The sequence below is a fragment of the Acetivibrio ethanolgignens genome (genome assembly GCF_001461035.1).
GTDB lineage: Bacteria > Bacillota > Clostridia > Lachnospirales > Lachnospiraceae > Velocimicrobium > Velocimicrobium ethanolgignens.
In genome coordinates this window covers 1-24823 of the sequence record NZ_LNAM01000219.1, presented here as the reverse complement: position 1 = coordinate 24823, position 24823 = coordinate 1, and the positions used below count along the sequence as shown (strand labels likewise).

The window sequence follows — 24823 nt, the reverse complement described above, 5'->3', positions numbered from 1 at the left end:
CTCCATTTTAAAAAATTAAATAATCTATATTCAGCTGTTCTACAGCTAAATATCATCTTAAGCTTTCTTTTTTAGACCATAATAGGCCTTTTCTAAAATTTCCATCAGGAGTGCTTTCTTTTTCTCCGAAAGAAAAAGGGCCTCCAGCTGTTTCACCGCTTTATCAAAATATCGTTTTGAAATAGCCCGGGTAAAGCTCAAGCCTCCGGTTTTTTCTACGACCTCGTTCATTTCCTCCCGGGTCATTGTTCCTAAGGCCGCCTTTTCCTTAAGCTGTCTGCTCTCTTGAAATGCATGAATCAGCGGGAGGGTAATCACCCCCTGTTCATAATCGGACTGCACATTTTTCTTTGCAGTTCCCTCATCCATCTCAAAATCAATACAGTCATCCGTCAGCTGAAAAATCATACCCAGATACCTTCCAAACATCCGGTACTGTCTAAGCCGTTTTTCTTCCTTTTCACAAAAAATAGCTCCGCCATAAACCGCTGCTTCAAAAAGAGCTGCTGTCTTTCCGCTGATAATGCTCAAATAACGGTATACCGAAAGTTCAAGATTTCCGTTATTTATATGCTGCCGCATCTCTCCCATACAAATCTGGGATACATAATCCGGCAGTTCATGTCCAGCCTTCCGTTTTTCCTCATGACGCTCCTTCTTAAGTACCTCCATAGCCTCCCTAAGAGCTGCTGACAAAAGATAATCACCACAGATTACAGCTGTCTTTCTTCCGTATTTTTTTGAAATCGTAGGGATTCCTCTTCTGACCTCTGCGTTGTCCATAACATCGTCATGAACTAACGTTGCCAGATGTAGAATTTCAATGGCTGCTGCAAGGGACACTGCATCTTCATCAATGCTCCCATCTTCCTCCATCGCTGCCGCCAGCAGGGCATAGGTTCGGATAAACTTTCCTCTCGCCTTTTGCAGATGGGTAGTATAGGTTCTCACTAGCACCGGTGCAGAAAATAAAATCCTGTCAACCTCTGCCTTTGCCTGCTCTAATGCTGCATCAAATGTAAGCCCTTCTGTTTTCGCTACAGCTGTATTAATCATTGTATAGATACCACCTCTTTACAAAGCCAACCTTCTTCCACTGCTTCTTAAGCCACGGCAGAAAATAGTAATCCAGGCCCAGAGTTCTTCCGCCGCCAATCAGTACTGCAATTCCTGCAAAAATCATCCAGAAGGTATTTAAATAGAGCCCCGTTGTACATACAAACATAAATTGTAATACTAAGGATGCTGCTGATGCAGGAGTTGTAAATAAACCACCGATTAAAGCAAGTCCAATCAGGATTTCCATAACAACAATCATAATCTGCATAAACATCTGCATACCATCACTGGATAATACTACATTATCTACAAACCAGTTCATTAATGGAATATCCAGCTTAAATGCCAGGTCAGATAAAGTAGACGAAGCTAAATCCTTTCCGCTTACAAAAATAAACTCTACCCAGCTAAAAATATTAAAATCAAAAATCTTTGTTCCAATAGAGGCTGCTACTGCATCTGCTGCTCCGGAAACACTTGCTGCTGCGTCCACTACCGCCTCTGCTGTTCCAGAAGCACTCGCTGCCGCATCTGCTACTGCTCCGGTAGCTGCCTGAATACCATTTAAAATACTGTCATACCAGCCGCTTGCTCCACCAAAGAAGCCTGTCAGCTTCGGTGCATCAAACCAGCCTTCTACTATTTTCATAACACCTTCAAATACCCACACAGCACCCAGCCATACGCGTAACGGTACTAATAAAAAGCTTGGGGTACGGTTGGAAAAATGACCGCCTAAAAAGCTTCTGCAGTGACGGATAGTAAAGAACTCATGCTTTACATAACTGAAAATTTTATTCCATCCAAGCACCTGGATAAAGTAAACTACATTGATAAAATGCTTTGCAAACATAGCAAAGAAGGATGGCAGGTTGAGCATATGATTTGGAAGCCCTACTCTTGCTACACCATAGCGTCCACCCACGCAAACCATAACTCCATGGAAAGCAGGCTTATATTCCTCAAGCTGTCCCTGTCCGGTCACACTTGCAATAATGTTATGTGCTGCTACCTCTGCACTCTGCTCTGCATTTTCTACCATCTGAGGTACTGGCTTTTCCTCTCCCTCAGGGACATACAAAACATTGTCTCCGACAACATAAACGTCTTCTCTCTTCGTGCTTCTTAAATATTTATCTGTCTTAATCCGGCCTCTGGCTGCTGTCTCCAGCTCATTTCCAGTAGACGCTGCAATATCTGCACTTTCAATACCAGCAGTCCAGATAACAGTGCCTGCAGTGTGGCGGGTTACCTCTTCACCCTTCTTTAGCTCTATGTAATCCTCGCCTACACCAACAACACCAACACCAAAACGGGTTTCTACTCCCATCTTGTGAAGACGATGTTCTACCTTATTAGAGAGCTTCTCCGGAAGAATCGGAACGCTTCTTGGAAGCATATCCACATCCACCATCGTAACATCCTTTGGAGCAATTTCGTACTGTTCGCACAAAATTGGAACATATTCTGCCAGCTCACCGATCATTTCAACACCAGTAAAGCCTGCACCTACTACATAAAAGGTCAGAAGCTTTTTTTTCTCTTCCTGATTTGGTTCACAGGCAGCCCTGCGGAATAAATCATGAATCCGATCCTTTAAAATCACAGCATCCTCATAGGACCACAGCTTATAAGAATATTCTTCTACCCCCGGAGTACCAAAATAAGTAGGCTTAGAGCCTGCTGCTACAACCAAATAGTCATAACCATACTCAGCTTCGCCTCCAACAACCCTTTTACTCTCAAAATCAATGCTGTTAACCGTATCCAAAACAACATTTACCTTACGTCCGGCAAATACCTTCTTTAGACTGATGCGGATACTATCCTCCTCCACACGGTTCGCTGCTACCTCATGCAGCTCTGTGAGCATCGTATGGAATGGATTCCTGTCAATAATTGTAATAGCCACTTCGTCCAGCTTTTTTTGCTTTCTAAGCCGCTTTTCCAGCTTTTTGGCTGTCAGGATACCTGAATAACCTGCACCAATAATTACAATATTTTTCATTGTAGCACTCCTCTTTTCCTAAAACTCCTTTTCATCATCAAAAAGGGCATAGTGATATCTTGTTAATTATACCACAATGCCCCTCTTATGTCTGTGACTTTGTCACATAATCTTTATTGCTTTTCTAATTCTTCAATATCAAGAATTGTAATTTTCCCTCTGGATAGCTTTACAATTCCCAAATTTTCAAAATGCTTTAAGGTCCTGGATACAACCTCTCTTGCACTTCCAATATCCTTTGCCAAAGTCTCATGGGTAATGAAAAGTTCTTTGGAATCTAACAGCCTCATCTTTTGCAGAAGTCCCTTTGCCAGGCGTTTTCCCACAGTATTAAAAGCCAAATCAGAAACTACCTGCATCGCCGCCTGAAAGCGTTCTGTCAATATCTGCTGGGTAAAATCCTTAACAGCATTATTATCTTCATTCAGCCTCTGATATACCCAGGCGGGCAGCATACTGACCTCTGAATCCGTCTCTGCCTCCATATGAATATCCAGTGAATTCACATTCATAATGCAAACAACACTTAAAACGCACATGTCACCACCCATCAGACGGTAAAGCGTAACTTCATTGCCATCAGGGGTAGAAATAAACCCCCGGATAATCCCAGAACGAACAATCTTAAAGCTTGCTTCTCCCATTCCTACATGATACAATACCGTTCCTTTCGGGAAGGCTTTCGTCTCTATATTGGAAAGACTCAATTCCTTTTCTTCTTCTGTTAATGCATCCCAAAATGGTAATGTAGCCGCTAAAAAATTCTTCATAGTATCTTTCCAGCTATTCAGGCTTTAACAGCTTTAATTCAGCTTAAAGCTGTTAACAGCATCTGTCAGCTCTGTGGAAATTCCCTCCTGTTCCTCTGCCATTTTTGCCACTTCTTCCACAACTTCAGAAACAACCTCTATCGAATTCATGATATTGCTTCCATTTTCTGCTGTATTCTGGGAGGATTCTGCAATACTTTGAATTGCTTCCCCTACTTCTGTAATAATCCGTTCTATACCCTCTGTCATCTGTGCTATTTCCTTAGAAAAATCTTCAATAGCAACAGCATCCTGTCCATACTGCCTTGCAACGCCTACAAAGGTATCATAATCCGGTGTAACCGTATCCTTAACAAAAGTAAGCATAGAACTGGAATTTTTAACCAGCTCATCAAAAGCTTCCTGCACCTTTTCAATCGTTGTCTTAATTTCGTTTACTGCCAAAGAGGTATCTCCTGCCAGTTTTCCAATTTCACCAGCAACTACAGCAAAGCCTTTCCCCATTTCACCGGCTCTGGCTGCTTCAATAGAAGCATTCAGGGAAAGCAGATTAATCTGGTCAGCAATTCCTGATATTACCTCAGCCATCTCACCAATAGATTTCACAACATCTGCGTTCTGAATACTCTTGTTTAAATTATCCTCATGCTTTCGGCTAAGTCCCTGTGCCTGCTCATAGGAGCACTGGCTTGTTTTTTCAATTTTTTCAGCTCTTTCCTTAATTTCATTTGCCAGAGTTGTACTTCTTGCTGTCTGCTCTGACAATATCATAACAGAGGAATTTACTTCTTCTACAGATGCATTGACCTCCTCTGTTGCAGCTCCGGCAGAAGACATATTATCATTTACCTCACGCATTAGCTCTTCCATTGTTCTGAACTGGCTGGCAAGCTTCCTTCCAGTCTCTTCCAGTTCCTTACTGGCATTTCTGAAAGTCTCTGCATAGCTAAAAATACGAGAAATCAAACTCTTATTATTTGCATACATCTTATTCAAAGAGGTTCCCATGGCTCCCAATTCGTTCTTCTGCCTAATTTCCAATGCTTTAATCGTAAAATCACCCTCTGATAATTTTCCTGCAAAATCCTTTACCTTTTTAAGCTGTCTGGAAATTCCCGAAATCTGCCATAATATAACAGCAACTATCAACAGGATCACTACTGCCTCTACAATAAGCAGCTGCTTAGCTAAAGCTCTAATAGGGGCTCTCTGCTCATCGTCCTTCATCGTAACTACAAACTTCCATTTTAAAGAACCCAGAGTCGTAAAATAAGCATCTATCTGCTCCTTACCTTCTTTATAATTAACCTCTCCCCTTTCTGTAGAGAGTATGGTTTCTCCTGCCTTTGCCAGAGATGCATTTTCGCTTTCTGTAATCTTTTCATTCATTAATTTGGAGGTATCCTCCTGTGCCAGATACTGTCCGGCAGAATTAAGCAAAAATGCCCTGCCTGTTTTTCCTACCTGAACATTAGTTATCATCTGCTGAATTGTATCCAGATTGATATCCACCGTAACCGCACCTACAAATGCTCCATTTGCACCATAGACCGGTGCAGAACAGGAAGACATGACAACACCAGAAGTCTCATCATAATATGGTTCCGTAAATACAGCGTCTTTTGCTCCATTGGAAGCATTCGTATAAAATTCATAGGCAAAATAATCATATTCCGCATTACTGTAATCATAAGTAGTAACTGCACTATCTCCAGCCTTATAGATATACGGTCCTACATATTTTTCCTTTTCATCGTATACATATGGTTCAAACCAGATACCGCTTCCCATTACCATATCATTGGTATAGATGATTTCACCCAGCATAGCCTCATATTCCTTAAGGCTGGTTCCTGTATAGGTATTTCCGACTACACTGGCTATCTGTGATGCTAAGGTAGCCACACTATCCAATCCAGACTCAATACTTCCACTCTGGCTATCCAGCTGCATATTCGTCTCTACGGCAAGCTCTTCAGAAATAGTCTCCCGACTAAAAATGATACTGATTCCCGTCAATGTAGCCAGACCAATAATTACAACCGGGAGAATAAATGCTAATACTTTTATACTGATTTTTCTGTTCTGTTTCATCAAGGCATCCTCCTTTGTAGTCATATGCATATCTGCACAAAATTATTTATATTTATTATACTTCTTTTAAAGCTTTAATACAAGAAAAAGACTATGCAAAATCACATCTTTTTGCACAGTCTTTCCTTGTTTTTATACCATGTTCTCTTCTCTATACCTCAAAAAGTAAATCGCCATAGGTAGGTACCGGCCAGATTTCCTTATCTACTAAAAGCTCCAGCTCATCAATCGGTGCACGAAGCTCTGCCATGGCAGGAACCACAACGTCTTTGAAGTAATGTGCCTGTTCCTTTCCTTCTTCCTTTTCCGCTGCAGTCTCTGTTACCCTTTTAAGCTCTTTAAGTGCCTTCTGAGCCTTTGCAAGCAGACTGGAGCACTCTATTAAGAGCTCCTTCTGTACACTGACATCTGCCTCTGCACACACACTAGTCACAGCTCCAATAGACGCTGCCAGCTGCGTTGTATAACGGATAATCGCAGGTATGTATCTCTTTGCAGCCATATTGATCATAGTCTTTGCTTCAATATTGATTGCCTTTGCATAAGCCTCATAGTTAATTTCTGCACGGGATTCAAGCTCTGCCTTGGAAAGAACATGATGTCTTTCAAAAATAGCAATGGTTCTTTCATCAACCATAGCAGGAACTGCATCTACCATTGTCTTTAAATTTGGCAGTCCTCTTCTCTTAGCTTCCTCTACCCAGACATCAGAATAACCATTTCCATTGAAAATAACTCTCTGATGCTCTGCAATCGTTCGCTTAATCAAATCATGTACAGCCAGCTCAAAATTATCTGCCTTTTCCAATTCATCTGCCATTTCTTTCAGCACATCTGCAACGATAGTATTCAGTACAGTATTTGGTCCTGCAACAGACAGAGAAGAGGCTACCATACGGAATTCAAACTTATTGCCAGTAAACGCAAATGGTGATGTACGATTACGGTCTGTCGCATCCTTTTTTAAATCAGGGAGCGTATTTACACCGGTATTTAATCTGCCGCCCTGCTTAGAGCTCTTTGCCTCGCCGGTTTCTATCAGCTGTGCCAGCACATCCTCCAGCTGCTCTCCTAAATAGATAGAAATAATAGCAGGAGGTGCCTCGTTTGCACCAAGTCTGTGGTCGTTGCCCGGATTAGAAGCAGACATACGCAAAAGCGGTGCATTCTCATCTACTGCCTTAATAACGGCAGACAAGAATAATAAAAACTGTACATTCTCATGTGGTGTCTTGCCTGGATCTAACAGGTTCTTTCCAGTATCGGTAACCAGGGACCAGTTATCATGCTTGCCAGAGCCATTTACCCCGGCAAATGGCTTTTCGTGTAAAAGGCACTCTAAGCCGTGACGCTTGGCTACCTTCTTTAACAGCTCCATAACCAGCTGGTTATGGTCGGTTGCGATGTTCGCTGTGGAATAAATCGGAGCCATCTCATGCTGTGCCGGCGCCACCTCGTTATGCTGTGTCTTTGCCAGAATACCAAGCTTCCAGCACTCTTCATTTAACTCCTTCATAAAGGCAGATATTCTTTCCTTGATATTTCCAAAATAATGATCATCCAGCTCTTGTCCCTTTGGTGGCATTGCACCAAATAAGGTTCTACCAGTAAAAATTAAATCATCTCTCTGCAAATATTTTTCTCTGTCAATCAGAAAATACTCCTGCTCCGGTCCAACACAACAGGATACATTGTTTACATCCTCATGTCCAAAAAGCCTTAACACTCTGACAGTCTGCTCACTGATAGCCTCCATGGAACGAAGCAACGGTGTCTTTTTATCCAGTGCCTCTCCTGTATACGCACAAAAAGCTGTTGGGATACAAAGGGTTACACTGCCGGAAGCATCCTTCTTTAAGAAAGCCGGTGATGTACAATCCCAGGCAGTATATCCTCTTGCCTCAAAAGTAGCTCTTAGTCCTCCAGATGGAAAGGAAGAAGCATCCGGTTCACCCTTAATCAGCTCTTTCCCGGAAAATTCAAGAATAACACCACCATCGCTGGTTGGGGAAATAAAAGAATCGTGCTTTTCTGCTGTAATACCCGTCATCGGCTGGAACCAGTGGGTATAATGGGTGGCTCCCCGCTCCAGAGCCCATTCTTTCATGGCATGAGCGACAGCATTTGCCATTTCCGCGTCCAGTTCCAAATCCTTATCAATGGTCTCTCGAAGCTTCTTGTAGATAGGCTTTGGCAGCCGCTCTCTCATCACTGCATCATTAAATACATCTTTTGCAAAGATTTCTTCAATTACATTCTTTTTTTCCATAATTGCTCTTCCTTCCCTTCTGTCTGAACCATCAACTCTAATAATCTGATTTATACCAAATTATTCTATGCTTTTCAAGTCCTAAATTTGATTATTTTCATAACACTATCGTATAATATAAGAAGGCGTCCTCAAATAAATGAGAACGCCTTTGTTCTGATATCAAATATCAGAACCTTTTTCAATTTTGTCATCTCTACTGATATTTACATCCAGCTGATTAAATGGTATCACAATTTCATTTCTGTCAAATTCTTCCTTAATTTCCTCTAAAAGCTTCCATTTCAGTGTCCAGTAATTTTCTGTTTCCGTCCACACCCTGAGTCCAATAGAAATTGCACTTGGATCAAAGGAATTAACATAAATATCAATCGGTCGATCGCCAAGAACCATCTCCTGAGTAGCCAAAAGCTCAAGTAAAATTTTCTTCACCTTTTGAATATTCTCAGAGTAATCTACAGAAACCAGAAGATCTAATCGTCGTACCGATTCACGAGTAACATTGGTAATGCTTGAGTTTAACAAGCCTCCATTAGGAATCACCACTCTTCTATTATCTATCGTAAGAAGATGGGTATAAAAAATATCAATTCCTATCACTGTACCTTCTTCTTTTGTACCTGTTATAATATAGTCTCCTACCTGGAAGGGCCTCATAATCAGAATAAGGACACCACCTGCCAGATTACTTAAGCTTCCCTGAAGAGCAAGCCCCAGTGTCAGCCCCGCCGAGCCCAGAACAGCCATAATTGAAGTCACTGCAGCATCAAATACACTGACAGCCATAAAGGCTACAATAATATTCAGTGTAATATTGATAAATGACAGCAAAAAATGACTTAGTCCCTCTTCCATATTTGACCGCTCAAAGGAACGTTTTAAAATCTTATTCAGCCATTTTACAATTCTTCTTCCAATAAGGAAAATTAAAAGAGCTGCTAATATATCCTTTCCCAGGGCTTCTAAAGGTGGGGTAATTCTGTCCAGCCACGTCCTAAGCTCCGCCTCTTTTGCAAGCCATTCTTTCATCAAGCTACCTCATTTCCTATTACTCGCTTATTTTTTCTTTTTCCTTCCCTTTTTCACCGGTGCCTCTTTCTTCGTTTCCAGCTTCTCTGTCTTCGGCTTTTTATCCTCAAGCTTTACCGGTTCTGTTTTCTTTGCAGTTGTTTTTTTCACCACTGGCTTTTTTGCTGCCGGCTTCTCCGGTGTACAGGTAAATACAGCAATTCCGAGTGGTGGAACGGTAATCTGGATAGAATTGTCTCGTCCATCCCACTCCTGCTTTTTCGAGGTCTTAACTCTTGGATTTGTATTACCGTCGCCGCCAAATTTTACATCATCACTGTTAAAAATTTCCTTATATTTTCCTGCAAACGGAACTCCTACGCCAAATTTTTCCCGAACTACCGGTGTGAAGTTGCATACAACCAGCATGGTTTCCTCTTTTTTCGTAGTCTTACGAACAAAAGAAACGATACTCTTCTCCGCATCATTACAGTTAATCCACTCAAAGCCCTTTGGATTTGAATCCAGCTGGTAAAAGGCCGGATATTTCTGATACAATGCATTCAGGACACTTACATACTCCTGCATCTTTCTATGGCTGTCATACTGTTCTACCAGCTCCCACTCCAGGCTTTTTTCCTCACTCCATTCAGAAAACTGTGCAAAATCCTGTCCCATGAATAAAAGCTTCTTTCCAGGATGTGCCATCATAAAGCCATAGGCTGCTCTTAGATTAGCAAACTTCTGCTCATATTCACCTGGCATCTTGTTAATCATAGAACCTTTTCCATGTACTACCTCATCATGAGACAACACCAATATGAATTTCTCACTGTAAGCATATACCATGCTGAAGGTCAATCCTCCATGGCAGCCCTTGCGGAATAATGGATCTGTCTTCATATAGTTGGTAAAATCATTCATCCAGCCCATATTCCACTTATAGTCAAAGCCAAGGCCATCATTCTTGATGCTTCCGGTAATCTTCGGCCATGCCGTAGACTCCTCTGCAATCAAAAGAGCTCCATCCTTTCTCTTCTTGAATACGGTATTTAAGTGCCTTAACATATCCATAGCTTCCAGATTGCCATTGCCACCATATTTATTAGGCACCCATTCACCGTCATTCTTTCCATAATCCAGATAAAGCATGGACGCAACCGCATCCATACGGATACCATCGGCATGATATTTATCTACCCAGAATAGTGCATTGGCAATCAGGAAGTTGGATACCTGTGGTCTTCCGTAATTATAAATCAGAGTTCCCCAGTGTGGATGGCTTCCCTGTCTTGGATCAAAATGCTCATAAAGACAGGTTCCGTCAAAATTAGCCAGTCCAAAGGCATCTCTTGGAAAATGAGCCGGTACCCAGTCCAGAATAACACCAATTCCCTTATTATGCATATAGTCCACAAAATACATAAAGTCTTCTGGGGTACCATATCTGGCTGTTGCAGCATAATAGCCAGTCACCTGATACCCCCAGGAGCCATCAAAGGGATGCTCCATAATCGGCATCAGCTCTATATGAGTATAATTCATCTTCTTTACATATTCTGCAATCATCGGAGCCAGCTCTCTATAGTTGTAGAAAGCATTGTCCTCCTCGCCCTCCGGCACCTGTGGCTTTTTCCAGGAGCCTAAATGCAGCTCATAAATCGCCATCGGTTCCTTGTCATAATCTGCTTTCTTTCTCTTTTCCAACCACTTAGCATCCTTCCACTTGTGATGCTCCAGACTCCAGACAACACTAGCTGTATTAGGACGAAGCTCTGCTCCAAAGGCATACGGGTCAGCCTTCAATATTGGAAGTCCACCCTTTACCTTAATCTCATATTTATAAATCATTTCTTCCAGAACACCTGGTACAAAAAGCTCAAAAATACCAGAGTCCCCCAGACGCTCCATCTGGTAGGTTCTTCCGTCCCAGCTGTTAAAATCACCAACGACACTGACACGAATCGCATTCGGTGCCCATACAGCAAACTGTGTACCAGCTACGCCATTGATCCTCATTGGATGTGCTCCCAGCACATCATACACATTATAATGAATACCCTTAGTAAATAGATTTCTGTCCTTTTCTGTAATCACACCTGGAAAGCTGTAAGCATCCTGCATTTCCTTTACCTGGCCATCACCATAGGTAATAGAAAGGGTATATTCCGGAATTTTCTTTTCTGGCAGCAGTACTGCATAAAAGCCTTCCTCATCCACCAGCTCCATGGGATACAGCTTGCCGGTTTTTGTAACCTTTACCTCAAGCTTTCTTGCATAAGGAACAAAGGCTTGAATCAAAACACCCTGCTTTGTCACATGGGGGCCTAAAATCCTTCTAGGATGATCCTCTTCCGAATAAACAACCGCCTCGATTTCAGCCCAGTCCATCAAATCGTACAGTACACTACTCATATCCATTCCTCCATCATCTTTCTCTATTCTAAATACCACTCATCTTTTGCTCCGTCCTTCTCCTCTTCTTTGATATACTGCTTTAATACCCGCTCCATCGGGAACGAATACAAAAGAGCTCCTACTGCCGGTGCTATCAACACCGTAATAGGAACATATGCAGTTGCAACAGTCACAAGAACTATAATAACTGCCAGCAATATCGTATATGGAAGATGACGTATGCTCATGAAAAGCGACATCTTTAGAATCTCTCTTTTTTTCAAAGTAAACCTGGATAGCACCGGCAGCATATACAGTGCCGTAAAGCCTGACAGCAACCCCATAAAGGAATATACTGCCATAAGCAAAAGACCTGTTACTTGTCCTGTCTCCATAGCAAACAGCCCCTGACAAAATCTTAAATTCACCCCTAAAACAGCTATTACTGCCAACAGCAGCAGCCATAGAAGTGTCCCCTGAATAAGATTTTCCTTAAAGGAAGAAATAAAGCTTTGGAAAATATAGCTTCTATCTCTGCGAATAGACTTTACCGCTGTATAATAAAGGGCTGCTGTCGCAGCTCCTATCGTCACAACCGGAATGGAGCACACTACCCACAGAAGACTCAATAGTACCATATCAGCCACCTTAGACATAAATCCCATAATTCCACTGTTTGGATCAAAAAAATTTCCCATGGATTCACCCTCTGTTACTTATTTTGTATGTGTAAAAGCAATGCTTTTCCCCATTATAACACAAATCAAAAAAAAAGGGAACCGGCGATGTAAGAAATGCAAAAAGTTCAAAAAAGTACCTTTAGTTCCCTCTTTTTCCCTTTCCCTTCTGGACCTCCTGCATCCTTTTTTTGTCCAGCTTATAGTATTTCATGGCAAATACAGAACACAGCCATCCCGCTGCCGGAATCACACAGTACAAAAACAAAGTGACATACCGGATGGTATCCGTCACCTCATCTGTCACCTGAGGAAGTCTCTGTCCAAAGCCTGCCGCAGCCAGAACAATTCCCACAAAAGCAGTGCCAAGAGCAGCAAAGACCTTGTCCACAAAAGAAAACATAGCTCCCATTAATCCCGGTACATATTTTCCGCTCCGGTATACCTCGTAATCCGTACAATCAGCAATCATCGGCACTACCATATTATTCGTAATAGATTTACATCCATTTAGCAACACAAACAGCCAGAAAAATGCCCAGGTGATACCATTCCAGCAGCTCAGTCCAAAATGAATCCTATCAACACTTCCCTGCCAGAGCAGTAAAAACATCCATGCCTGCAATCCAATCGCTGCCCAGGTAGATAGCACCAATGCCTTTTTTTGCCCAAACCGCTGGGCAATCCAAATTCCTCCGCTCACTACCAAAAGTGTCGGTATTGCCGTAAGTACACCAATCAGCCCGGCAATCGAATAATCCTTCATCATAATTCCGAAAAGCATAACACCAACCGCAGTGTGCCCATAAACCGTAGCTGCAAAACGATTCATACAGGCTGATAGAATAAGCATCTGAATTGGCCGGTTGTGGATTATAACCTCTTTATAATCCCGAAGCCGTATCCGTTCTGTCTTTTGTAGCGGCTTCCTCAGCTTGGTTCTGCCTGCTGCCGGATCCTTTTCCCAGATACCAATGATTGCCAAAAGAGTGCATAAAGCAGATAAAATCACAACTACAAGGGTCAATACCTGGAATAGCTTTATAGAGTCAAAATCGCCAAACCTTGGTACTAAAAAATTTGACACAAATAAAGCAATTCCTCCATAGGAGGCCATAAAAAACATTGAATCAAAATAAGTCGCCAACGGTCTCTGAGCCGGATTATCTGTTAATGCTGACTGACCTGATTTTCCAACCACCGTCTGACAGGTATATCCAAGAATAAATACTGCATATATTAAAATAAAATAACCTACCCGCAAAAAGGAGGGGAGCAGGTGCATCGTAAAAAATAATAGCAGGCTGCTGGCTGCCATTAGGAAATTTCCAGCCACCATAAAGGGACGGAATTTTCCAAATCTGCCTTGGGTATGATCTAACAAATAGCCTGCTGCCGGATCTGTCACTCCATCAAATATGTTTAATGCCGTCAGAAGAAAGGATACCAAAACAACACCAATTCCTGCAACAGAATTGGCGTAATAGGATACATAAAGCATCATTGCCATATAAAGATTGGTAGCAGCATTATTCAGGGAAAAACACCCTATCTGCCAAAGCTTTGCATTATTATATCTGTCCAAGGCAATCTCCTTTTCTTTCGTTCTCTGCCATAACAGCTTATCTCTCTGCTGCTAGTATACTACATTCTTCAGGAAACAAAAATTAAAATTCTATTGAAAAATTCTTAAATTTCACCTATACTATTTTGAAAACAATGCCTAAAGGAGGATTTTTATGAATACATTTACTCTGGTTTCACCAGATTCCTTTGATTTCAGCCCATTCCAGATGATTGGGAAGGACTGGTTCGCCGTTACAGCTGAAAAAGACGGAAAGTTCAATGCCATGACAGCTTCCTGGGGTGGTCTTGGTATTATGTGGGGTAAAAATGCTGCTTTTATTGTCATCCGTGACAGCCGCTATACCAAAGAATGCCTAGATGCTTCCGAATTCTTTTCCCTGGCTGTTTTCGGAGAGGAAAAATACAGAAAAGCCCTCGGTTATCTGGGTAAGGCCTCCGGCCGTGATGAAGATAAGCTCACTACAGCCGGTCTTACTGTCAGCTATCACAAGAATATCCCTTATATTGAAGAGGCCTCCTGCATCTTCTTATGTCGTAAGCTGTGCTGCCAGAAAATTACTCCAGAGAGCTTTCTTGATCCCTCTATTCAGGATACCTGGTATCGTGACAAGGACTACCATAATCTGTACATTGCAGAAATCACTGGAGTTTTAAAGAAATAAGTCAAAAAGGATATGGATAAATCGCCCCCATATCCTTTTTAATTTTTATTTTACCAGACGTGCCCTCAAAACACCGTCGATTTTTGAAATTTTTTCCAATGCAGCTTCAGACGGCTCTACTGACGCATCCATTACTGTGTAGGCGTACTCTCCTCTGGACTTATTTACCAGATTTTCGATATTTACGCCCTCTTCGGAGAAGGCTGCTGTAAACTGGCTTAACATATTTGGAATATTCTTATGACAAATCGTAAGGCGACTTCTGGTATTGCAGCTTCCGGCATCACAGTCCGGATAATTTACAGAGTTGTGGATGTTTCCATTCTCCATATAATCCATAATTTCCTGTACAGCCATTCTGGCACAGTTATCCTCGGATTCCTCGGTTGAGGCTCCCAAATGAGGAAATGCAATTACCCCTTCCATATTTGCTGTTTTCGCATTTGGAAAATCCGTTACATATTTTGCAACCTTGCCGGAAGCCAATGCAGTTCCCATATCATCATCATTTACCAGCAAATCTCTTGCAAAGTTGAGAATAATAACGCCATCCTTCATCTGTCCAATCGTTTCCGCATTAATCATATGCTTTGTTGTATCCATTAACGGTACATGAACCGTAATATAATCACATTCACGGAAAATTTCCTCATTGGTTTTTACCAGATGCACACTTCGTGATAAAGAAAGGGCATGCTCAACGGAAAGATACGGATCACAGCCATAGACTTCCATACCAAGAGAAGCTCCTGCATTGGCTACCAGGACACCAATGGCTCCTAGTCCAATGACTCCAAGCTTTTTTCCCATAGCCTCCTTACCTGCAAAGGCTTTTTTCGCCTTTTCCATTGTCTTATTAATATTCTCATCATCACGATTTTCTGAAATCCAACGCATACCACCGACCAAATCTCTGGAGGCCAGCATAAGTCCAGCAACCACTAGCTCCTTTACACCGTTAGCATTGGCACCAGGGGTATTAAATACAACAACTCCAGCCTCTGCACACTTATCCAGTGGAATATTATTAACTCCGGCTCCAGCTCTGGCTACACAGCTAAGCCCCTCTGGCAAAGACAGGTCGTGCATAGACGCACTTCTTACTAAAACAGCCTGAGCATTTTCCAGCTCCTCAACAACCTGATAATTCTCTGTAAGAAGGTCCATACCATAAGGAGAAATAGGATTTAAGCATTTTACCTTTACCATGTTTCCCTCCACTTCTACAAAATTCCGTCTCTTTACAGGTTTTCCTTGTTTTCTTCCTCAAATTTTTTCATAAATGCAACCAGCTTCTCTACGCCCTCCTTTGGCATAGCATTGTAGATGCTGGCACGCATACCTCCGACAGTTCTGTGGCCCTTTAAATTTTCAAAGCCTGCTGCTTTCGCTTCCTTGACAAATTTAGCATCCAACTCTTCCCTTCCCGTTACAAAGGGTACATTCATTAAAGAACGGTCCTCCTTGCGGACAGTTCCCCTGAACAGCTCGCTCTCATCCAGAAAATCATAGAGGATTTTTGCCTTTTCTTCGTTTCTTTCCTTCATCGCAGCCAGACCGCCCTGTTTTTTCAACCACTGAAATACCTTGCCGCAGATATAGATGCCGTAGGCAGGTGGTGTATTATAAAGAGAACCTGCATCTGCGTGGGTTTTGTATTTTAACATGGTTGGTGTGCCAGGAAGTGTGTCCTCAGTAATCAAATCCTCACGGATAATTACAATAACAACACCTGCCGGGCCGATATTCTTCTGAACACCACCATAAATTACGCCATATTTTGTCACATCCACAGGCTCAGATAAAAAGCAGGAGGATACATCCGCTACCAAAGTCTTTCCCTTGGTATTTGGCAGAGTTTTAAACTTGGTGCCGTAAATCGTATTATTCTCACAAATGTAAACATAGTCTGCATCTTCGCTAATGGGAAGGTCGGAGCAGTCTGGTATATAGGAAAAAGTCTCATCCGCAGAGGATGCCACTGGGTTAGCCTTTCCATAAATACAGGCCTCTTGATAAGCTTTCTTTGCCCACTGACCGGTAATAATATAATCAGCCACCTTATTCTTCATCAGATTCATCGGAATCATGGCAAACTGCTGGGACGCACCGCCCTGTAAAAACAGCACCTTGTAGTTATCCGGAATATTCACAAGCTCTCTTAAATCCTTCTCTGCGGTATCCAGGATTTCCTGATATGCCTTGGAGCGGTGACTCATCTCCATAACGGACATTCCTGTACCGTTATAATCCAGCATTTCAGCTGCTGCTTCCTTTAAAACCTCCTCCGGCAGAACCGCCGGGCCAGCGGAAAAATTATATACTCTTCCCATGCTTATATCCTCCCTTTATACTCATTTTTGTTTTAAATCATCCTCATCAAATACCTCTTCTATTGCCGCTCCTGCCGGTACCATCGGGAACACTTTATCATCGCAATCAATAATGCAATCAATAACTACCGGTCTGCCTAATGAAAATGCCTTTTCAAGAGCCGGATAAACCTCTTCCTTTTTGGTGACACGGATTCCTACCGCCCCCATAGCCTCTGCCAGCTTCACAAAATCCACACTGTCATCCAATATGGTGTTGGAGTAACGTTTCTCGTAAAACAGTGTCTGCCACTGACGTACCATACCAAGTACATGGTTGTTGATGACAATCTGTACCACTGGAATATTGTAGCGAACAGCGGTAGCAATTTCATTCATGTTCATGCGGAAGCATCCATCTCCTGCCACATTGACAACCTGTTTTTCCGGAAAGGCTATCTTCGCTCCCAGGGCGGCTCCAAGGCCATAGCCCATGGTTCCTAAGCCTCCAGAGGTCAAAAGAGTTCTTGGCTTTTTGTATCGGTAGAACTGAGCTGCCCACATCTGATGCTGGCCAACCTCTGTCACAACAATGGCATCTCCCTTTGTTACTTTATAAAGTTCCTCAATAATATATGGGCCTGTTAATCCGTTCGGATAATATTTTAAAGGAAATTCCTTTTTAATTTCCTGAACATGATTTACCCATTCCTTATGGCTCATCTGCTCCAGATGGGCATTAATCCTTTTTAATACCTCTTTTACATCTCCGATGACACTGGCATCACTTATCACATTTTTATTGATTTCTGCCGGATCTATATCAATTTGCAGAATTTTTGCATTTTTAGCAAATTTTTTAGCATTGCCAGTAACACGGTCACTAAAGCGGGCACCTACTGTCACGAGAAGATCACAGCCGGTCACACCCAGGTTGGCAGCTTTCGTACCATGCATTCCAAGCATTCCCATATAAAGCTCATCCGTTCCCGGAAAGGCACCCTTTCCCATTAAAGAATCGGTTACCGGTGCATCCAGCTTGTGAGCCAAGGTGATAAGTTCTTCTGATGCTCCTGAAATAACGGCACCTCCACCAACAAAGATAAAAGGCCTTTTGGACTTCTTCATCATCTTCAAAGCCCGCTCTATATCGCTTTCCAAAATACTGTCTGCCTGATGCTCCATCAGCTCTGGCTTTACATAGGTATATTCTGCCTTACTTGCAGTTACATCCTTTGGAATATCCACAAGCACCGGCCCCGGACGGCCGCTCTGTGCTATCCGAAAGGCTCTCCGAATCGTTTCTGCCAGCCTTTTTACATCCCTTACAATAAAATTATGCTTTGTAATCGGCATTGTCACACCGGCAATATCAATCTCCTGAAAGCTATCCTTTCCTAAAAGAGAAACACCTACATTAGCGGTAATTGCAACAATAGGAACGGAATCCATATAAGCAGTTGCAATACCTGTGACCAGATTGGTAGCCCCCGGACCAGAGGTCGCCATGCATACACCGACCTTACCTGTTGCTCTTGCATAGCCATCTGCTGCATGAGAGGCTCCCTGCTCATGGGAGGTCAGAATATGGCGAATCTCCCCGTTATGTTTATATAAAGCATCATAAATGTTTAAAATAGCTCCGCCGGGATAGCCAAAAACGGTATCCACTCCCTGCTCCTTTAAACATTCAATGACAATTTCTGAACCTGTTAACTGCATAGTACACCTTCCTTTTCTTCCTATTTCTCCAAAATGGCACCGCGGTTGCCGGAGGTAACCATCTTTGCATAGCGTCCAAGATAGCCTGTCGTTACCTTAGGCTCTCTCGGCACCCATGCCTTTCTTCTTCTGTCCAGCTCTTCTTCACTGACTACAAAGTCCAACTTATTTTCTGGAATATTAATTTTAATGATATCACCCTCTTCTACCAGAGCAATCGGACCACCAACGGCTGCTTCCGGTGAAACGTGACCAATCGAGGCTCCTCTGGAGGCTCCGGAGAAACGACCATCGGTAATCAGGGCTACTGTAGCTCCAAGACCCATACCGGCAATCGCAGAGGTCGGATTTAACATCTCTCTCATGCCAGGTCCACCTTTTGGACCTTCATAGCGGATAACCACAACATCTCCCGCCTTAATCTTTCCACCAGTAATCGCTGCAATCGCATCCTCTTCACAGTCAAAGACTCTAGCCGGGCCCTCATGCACCATCATCTCCGGTGCTACTGCAGACTGCTTTACGACACCGGTATCCGGTGCCAGATTGCCCCGCAGCACCGCAATACCACCAGTCTGGCTGTAAGGATTGTCAATCGGTCGGATAATTTCCGGATTTCTATTGACACAGCCCCTGATATTTTCGCCAACGGTCTTTCCTGTTGCTGTAATTAAATCGGTATATAATAGGTTCTTTTTATTTAATTCATTCATAACAGCATAGACACCTCCGGCCTCATTCAAATCCTCCATATAAGTATGGCCAGCCGGTGCCAGATGGCACAGATTTGGCGTTTTCTTGCTGATTTCATTCGCAATGTCAAGATTTAAGTCGATGCCGACCTCATGAGCAATCGCCGGAAGATGCAGCATACTGTTAGTGGAGCAGCCAAGGGCCATATCTACCGTCAGGGCATTTAAAAATGCCTTTTCCGTCAGGATATCTCTCGGTCGAATATTCCTTTGCAAAAGCTCCATAACCTTCATACCGGCATGCTTTGCCAGACGGATTCTCTCGGAATATACAGCCGGAATAGTTCCATTACCACGAAGGCCCATACCAAGAACCTCAGTAAGACAGTTCATGGAATTAGCCGTATACATACCAGAGCAGGAGCCGCAGGTCGGGCAGACCTTGTTTTCAAATTCCTCCAGCTCTTCCAACGTCATTTTTCCTGCAACGTGAGCACCTACAGCCTCAAACATACTGGAAAGACTTCTTTTTTCTCCCTTGACATGACCTGCCAGCATCGGACCGCCGGATACAAATACTGTAGGCACATTAATTCTGGCTGCCGCCATTAAAAGTCCCGGAACATTCTTATCGCAGTTCGGTACCATAACCAGAGCATCAAATTGATGAGCTAACGCCATACATTCCGTAGAATCTGCAATTAAATCCCGGGTCACCAGAGAATATTTCATGCCAGTGTGCCCCATAGCAATACCATCACAGACAGCAATCGCCGGAAAAACGACAGGTGTACCGCCAGCCATGGCTACACCAAGCTTGACGGCTTCTACTATCTTATCCAGATTCATATGACCTGGTACAATTTCATTATGGGAGCTTACAATACCGACTAACGGTCTATCCATCTCTTCCTTTGTAAAACCAAGTGCGTTGAACAGGGAACGGTGGGGTGCTTGCGAAATCCCCTTTTTTACAGCATCACTTTTCATCTTCAAAGACCTCTTTTCTATGTATAATAAATAAAATCTCTTAGATATTGGAAACGATTACATCGCCCATTTCCTTTGTGCCTACCTCTTTGCAGCCTTCAGACATAATATCCTTTGTCCGGTAGCCATCCTTTAATACCTTTTTTACTGCTTCTTCTACCGCATCTGCCTCCTTATCCAGATCAAAGGAGTAACGAAGCATCATCGCTGCTGAAAGAATGGTTGCAATTGGATTAGCCATGTTCTGTCCGGCAATATCCGGTGCAGAGCCATGACTTGGCTCGTAAAGTCCCAGCTTTGTTTCATTTAGGCTGGCAGAAGATAGCATCCCGATAGAGCCTGTCACCATACTGGCTTCATCGGATAAAATGTCGCCAAACATATTCTCTGTCAGAATAACATCAAACTGAGCCGGATCCTTAACCAGCTGCATCGCACAGTTATCGACCAGCATATGCTCCAACGTAACCTCTGGATAGTCTGCTGCGACCTCTTCTACAACCTTTCTCCAAAGTCTGGAAGAATCTAAAACATTTGCTTTATCTACACTTGTCACTTTTTTTCTCCGCTTCATTGCAATATCAAAGCCACGCTTAGCAATCCTGCAGATTTCCTTTTCATCATAGGTCAGTGTATCAATCGCCTTTTTTATACCATTTTCCTCAACCGTTTTTCGTTCTCCAAAATACAGACCGCCGGTCAGCTCTCTTACAATAATCATGTCAAAGCCATCTTTTGTAAGCTCCTCCTTTAGCGGACAGGCCGCTTTAAGCTCATCATACAGATAAGCAGGCCGAAGATTGGCAAAAAGCTTCAACTCCTTTCTTATCTGTAATAATCCTGCCTCCGGACGCTTGGATGGCTCCAGCTGATACCATGGAGATGTCTGGGTATTCCCGCCGATAGAACCCATCAATACAGAGTCACTAGCCTTAGCCTTAGTCACAGTCTCCTCTGTCAATGGAACGCCATAAACGTCTATAGATGCTCCTCCCATTAAAAGCTCTGTATAATGAAAGGTGTGGCCATAGACCTTGCCTACCTTATCCAGCACCTTTTGTGCTTCTCTTACGATTTCCGGGCCTATCCCGTCTCCCGGAATGACTGCAACGTTAAATTCCATTCGTTACCTCCTTCGTATCCGCCGGATACTTAAAAATTTAGTTATATTCTAGTGTATACATAAACTTCACCGCAGTCAAGTGTAAATATCTGAAAATTCTGTTTCCATAACAGCCAGGCTTCCTACGGTCTAAGTAAGCGAAATACCATATATCACAGTAGCAAAAACAAGCACTGAAACACCCTAATTTTAAGGGTTTCAGTACCTGTTTTGATGCTGCCAAAAGCGGGAACATAGGCATATACACTATTAACAATCGTCATCTCCGATAATTTGTTCACAAAATAAGCTCTTAAACACCCCATCCTCTAAAAGAAGTTCAGAAAATCCTCCCTTCTGACAAAGCTCTCCATTATCAAGGACATAAATACAATCTACTTCCTTCAGGCTGGATAACCTGTGACTTACAATTATCACCAGTGTAGATTCCTTTATCTCATTTAATGCCTTTTGTATAATCTGTTCACTGATAGAATCTATATTACTGGTTGCTTCGTCCAGTATTAAAATCGGTGCCTTTTTCAATAAAGCACGTGCAATTGATATTCTCTGAAGCTGTCCTCCTGATATATTTTTCCCCATTTCCGCTATAACGGTATCTAACTTATCTGGAAATGGTTCTACAATCTTATCAATTTCCATTAATTTTATAACTCTCTGAATTTCATCCTCTGACGCCTCTGGATTTCCAATACAAATATTATCGTATACACTCATATGAAACAAATAGGTATCTTGTGAAACCAAAGAAATATTACTTCTCAGCTCTTCAATAGAGCTTTCACCTATCCTATGCTCTCCCCAGAATACCTTTCCTGAAGATGGCTTTTGCAGACCCATCAATATATTTAACAGGGTCGTTTTTCCAGAGCCGCTTTTGCCTGCAATTGCAACCTTACCCTTGCCTTCCAGCTCAAAGGAAAGCCTTTTCAAAACCTCATGGGAGCCATAGGAAAAACTAACATCCTCTAATCGGATTCCCCCTCTGCTTTTTTTCTCATATAGTTTTCCTGAAATCTCTTCACTCTCAAGACATAAAATCTGATTCATTCTATCAATATTAATCTGATATTTTCTATAGTCAACTGCCATATCTGCAATATCCTGTGCCGGAGAATACAGCTTTGCAACATAGGTTTGCAAGGCAACGAGCATACCAATTGTAAACTCACCCTGAATAACCAAATAGCCACCAACGCATAAGGTAACCAGAGTACCCAGCGTTGTAGCCAAGCTCATAAGCTGGCTAGAAAATTCACTTTTAATTTCCATATTACAGTTGTGCTTTTTCAATACTGTGCTAAGCTCTTCAAAACGCTTTGTAATTAAATTTTCCAATTGAAAAATTTTAATCTCCTTAGCACCGTTCCATGCATCCGTAATGGAGGAGTTTATTTTATCTGCATCCTCTCTCGTATCCATATATAACCTTCTTAGCTTTTCGTTATAATAACGAAAAATAAAAACATAGATACCGATGGTCCATAATGCCAGAATAGCCATCAGCCAGCTTTTTCTTGCAATAATAGCCAGAGTTGCAAGGAAGGTAATAAAGGATGAAAAAATGCTTGGAAATAAATACCCCCATATAGAATGGACAACACCGGTATCTCTAACCAGCCTTTCTAAAATCGAACCTAGCTTATGCTCTCTGTAAAAACCTAATGGCAGATGTACCAGCTTACGAAACATCTCATTTCTCAAATCTGTCACTATAGCATTCTCCAAATTTACAACGAAATACTTGATTGTAAGAGCAATTCCACCCATAAGCAGGTATACAGACAAGAAAAATAAAGCAAAAAAAATGATATTTTGTAAATTTCTTTTTGGTATAATGCTGTCAATAAAATACTGCATTAAATAAGGCCCCAGCAGAGATAAGGCAATAAATCCTAGATACAAAACACCAATTATCAGTTCTTTAAAAATATATTTTTTACTATAGTAAGCTATTATTGATTTTTTCATGTTTGAATGTTCCTCCCTAAAAGTTCTCCAAGCAATATAGAATCTCTTTTCCTAATCCGCCCATGTATCTTATCTCTATTATTTTTATATTTTCCCCACAAAATCAACCCTTCTATCAGATATTTTCTAAGCTGCTCCACATCTAAGCCCTTAGTTTCAAAGACCGGATTGAGAAAATTATATTCTTCCCACTTATCTGTAATAAACTTGATACCTAATTCATCCCTTTTTTCATAAACATACGTTCCAGGAAATGGCACCATTGCATTAAATGTACAAGAGGTCGCTCCACTATTCAACAATTCTTCAGCAAATTTCAATGTTTCCTCCACCGTATCAGCAGTATCACCCGGGTGTCCAATTATAATACTGCATGAATTATATATTCCTGCTTCTTGTGCCCATTTTACTGCATTTCTAATCTGATCCAAAGAAATACCTTTCATGGATTCATTCAAAATTCTCTGCGAACCACTTTCAACTCCAAAATTAACCTTTACACAGCCTGCCTTATGTAACAATTTTAGCAGTTCCAATGATACTCTATCAACACGTATTCCACATGACCAAAGATGTGGTTTTGCTTTGATCATTTCCTCGCAAAAACTCCTCAATCGCTCCGTATCAAATCCAAAAGCATCATCCCAAAATATAGTAACATCCTTTGGAAATTTATTTCCTAAATAGTCCAATTCCTCCCTATTAAGTCAAGTCTTTTTTCCTTAAAAATCAAGGTTTTTTCAGTATATTATCAATAAATATCTCAGAAGAAGGAGCCATAGGTATGGACATTTCTCTGTATCTGGTACGAAAATAGCTGGTTTTGGGTACACGAAATAAAACGTCTTGAGTTTCCTTCTACATGGCCTTGTGTATACCCATCCTTCTACGGCAGCGTACCTCCCGTGTCTACCAGGATCTCCCGCATTTCTACAGGGTCCTAACTTCCTTCGTCCCGCCTATCCATAACCAGGGTGTCAGCTTAGCTCCTTGTCAGGGTCATGCCCTATGGAAAATATTCCTGCCGACTACTGGCTCATTCTTTGTCTTAAGTCTTACTGACCTGTTCTGTACGATCCACAAACCAGCACCTTTCGGTGGACGTTTTTCTGACCCGTTTCTCATACCTTTCAGCTTTCCTGTCACAGCTGAATTCAGCTCTCAAATCTGTTTTCTAAAGGCTCAATTCAACTGTGACAGGGGGATTGCTTTTGTCTCTGGTTGTTATGCTGCCTGCATCTGCGCTCTTCTAATGTCTCCCATCAGTTTCTCCGCATCATAATCTACACCTTTTGTAAGGATCGCGTAGAATACCCTTATAACCTTGCAGGCTACCGCAACCACTGACTGCATTTTTTTCAGCGGATTTTTCTTGCGGCTCCGATAATACTCATGTATTTCCCGAAACTCCGCATTCTTTCCAATCAGCGATATCGCTGCCTCATACAGCACATATCTCAGGCGCTTCCGTCCGCGGTGACT

The 24823-nt window shown here is 42.2% G+C and carries 17 protein-coding genes and 1 pseudogene; 1 reads left to right on the top strand and 17 read right to left on the bottom strand.

Going from position 1 to position 24823, the window contains the following annotated elements; all coding sequences use genetic code 11:
• Window positions 1-57: 57 nt before the first annotated feature.
• The 9 genes from ASU35_RS17585 to ASU35_RS17545 form a co-directional block, all read right to left on the bottom strand.
• Window positions 58-1056 carry a polyprenyl synthetase family protein gene (locus ASU35_RS17585; protein WP_058354265.1) on the bottom strand — a complete coding sequence of 333 codons (999 nt, stop codon included), beginning with the start codon at window positions 1054-1056 and terminating at the stop codon, window positions 58-60.
• Entirely contained in the window at window positions 1049-3067 is a 2019-nt protein-coding gene (locus ASU35_RS17580; protein WP_058354264.1) for an NAD(P)/FAD-dependent oxidoreductase, read from the bottom strand. Before ASU35_RS17580 ends, ASU35_RS17585 begins: the two co-directional genes overlap by 8 nt.
• Before the next feature lie 113 nt (window positions 3068-3180).
• Window positions 3181-3837, bottom strand: a complete 657-nt coding sequence (locus ASU35_RS17575; protein ID WP_058354263.1) for a Crp/Fnr family transcriptional regulator — start codon at window positions 3835-3837, stop codon at window positions 3181-3183.
• A gap of 33 nt (window positions 3838-3870) precedes the next feature.
• Window positions 3871-5931: a methyl-accepting chemotaxis protein gene (locus ASU35_RS17570; RefSeq protein WP_058354262.1), complete on the bottom strand. Its 2061-nt coding sequence runs from the start codon at window positions 5929-5931 to the stop codon at window positions 3871-3873.
• 151 nt (window positions 5932-6082) lie between these two features.
• On the bottom strand, window positions 6083-8200 hold the full coding sequence (locus ASU35_RS17565; RefSeq protein WP_058354261.1) for a glutamine synthetase III family protein: 2118 nt from the start codon (window positions 8198-8200) through the stop codon (window positions 6083-6085).
• 162 nt (window positions 8201-8362) lie between these two features.
• The gene (locus ASU35_RS17560; protein WP_058354260.1) at window positions 8363-9229 is read right to left on the bottom strand and encodes a mechanosensitive ion channel family protein; all 867 of its coding nucleotides are present in this window, start codon (window positions 9227-9229) and stop codon (window positions 8363-8365) included.
• 27 nt (window positions 9230-9256) lie between these two features.
• Window positions 9257-11623 carry a 1,4-alpha-glucan branching protein GlgB gene (gene glgB / locus ASU35_RS17555; protein WP_083504385.1) on the bottom strand — a complete coding sequence of 789 codons (2367 nt, stop codon included), beginning with the start codon at window positions 11621-11623 and terminating at the stop codon, window positions 9257-9259.
• Between the two features lie 23 nt (window positions 11624-11646).
• Complete coding sequence (locus ASU35_RS17550; RefSeq protein WP_058354258.1) at window positions 11647-12303, bottom strand: YesL family protein; 657 nt, start codon at window positions 12301-12303, stop codon at window positions 11647-11649.
• A gap of 121 nt (window positions 12304-12424) precedes the next feature.
• Complete coding sequence (locus ASU35_RS17545) at window positions 12425-13867, bottom strand: MFS transporter (protein WP_242861320.1); 1443 nt, start codon at window positions 13865-13867, stop codon at window positions 12425-12427.
• A gap of 154 nt (window positions 13868-14021) precedes the next feature.
• Between ASU35_RS17545 and ASU35_RS17540 the strand changes: the two genes are divergently transcribed.
• On the top strand, window positions 14022-14531 hold the full coding sequence (locus ASU35_RS17540) for a flavin reductase (RefSeq protein WP_058354256.1): 510 nt from the start codon (window positions 14022-14024) through the stop codon (window positions 14529-14531).
• A 45-nt stretch (window positions 14532-14576) separates the two neighbouring features.
• On the opposite strand, the gene ASU35_RS17535 is transcribed toward ASU35_RS17540, so the two are convergent.
• From ASU35_RS17535 to ASU35_RS17500, 8 genes and pseudogenes are all read right to left on the bottom strand, one after another.
• The gene (locus ASU35_RS17535; RefSeq protein ID WP_058354255.1) at window positions 14577-15740 is read right to left on the bottom strand and encodes a phosphoglycerate dehydrogenase; all 1164 of its coding nucleotides are present in this window, start codon (window positions 15738-15740) and stop codon (window positions 14577-14579) included.
• 32 nt (window positions 15741-15772) lie between these two features.
• Complete coding sequence (gene serC, locus ASU35_RS17530) at window positions 15773-16864, bottom strand: 3-phosphoserine/phosphohydroxythreonine transaminase (protein ID WP_058354254.1); 1092 nt, start codon at window positions 16862-16864, stop codon at window positions 15773-15775.
• Between the two features lie 21 nt (window positions 16865-16885).
• Window positions 16886-18565, bottom strand: a complete 1680-nt coding sequence (gene ilvB / locus ASU35_RS17525; protein ID WP_058354253.1) for a biosynthetic-type acetolactate synthase large subunit — start codon at window positions 18563-18565, stop codon at window positions 16886-16888.
• Between the two features lie 20 nt (window positions 18566-18585).
• Entirely contained in the window at window positions 18586-20247 is a 1662-nt protein-coding gene (gene ilvD / locus ASU35_RS17520) for a dihydroxy-acid dehydratase (protein ID WP_058354252.1), read from the bottom strand.
• Between the two features lie 40 nt (window positions 20248-20287).
• Window positions 20288-21370 carry a 3-isopropylmalate dehydrogenase gene (leuB, locus tag ASU35_RS17515; protein WP_058354251.1) on the bottom strand — a complete coding sequence of 361 codons (1083 nt, stop codon included), beginning with the start codon at window positions 21368-21370 and terminating at the stop codon, window positions 20288-20290.
• A 249-nt stretch (window positions 21371-21619) separates the two neighbouring features.
• Window positions 21620-23341, bottom strand: coding sequence for an ABC transporter ATP-binding protein (locus ASU35_RS17510; protein ID WP_058354250.1), 1722 nt, complete (start codon window positions 23339-23341; stop codon window positions 21620-21622).
• Entirely contained in the window at window positions 23338-24033 is a 696-nt protein-coding gene (locus tag ASU35_RS17505; RefSeq protein WP_058354249.1) for a B12-binding domain-containing radical SAM protein, read from the bottom strand. The genes ASU35_RS17510 and ASU35_RS17505 overlap by 4 nt, the downstream gene beginning before the upstream one ends.
• Before the next feature lie 532 nt (window positions 24034-24565).
• Window positions 24566-24823, bottom strand: a pseudogene (locus tag ASU35_RS17500) (IS110 family RNA-guided transposase); the annotation flags it as partial.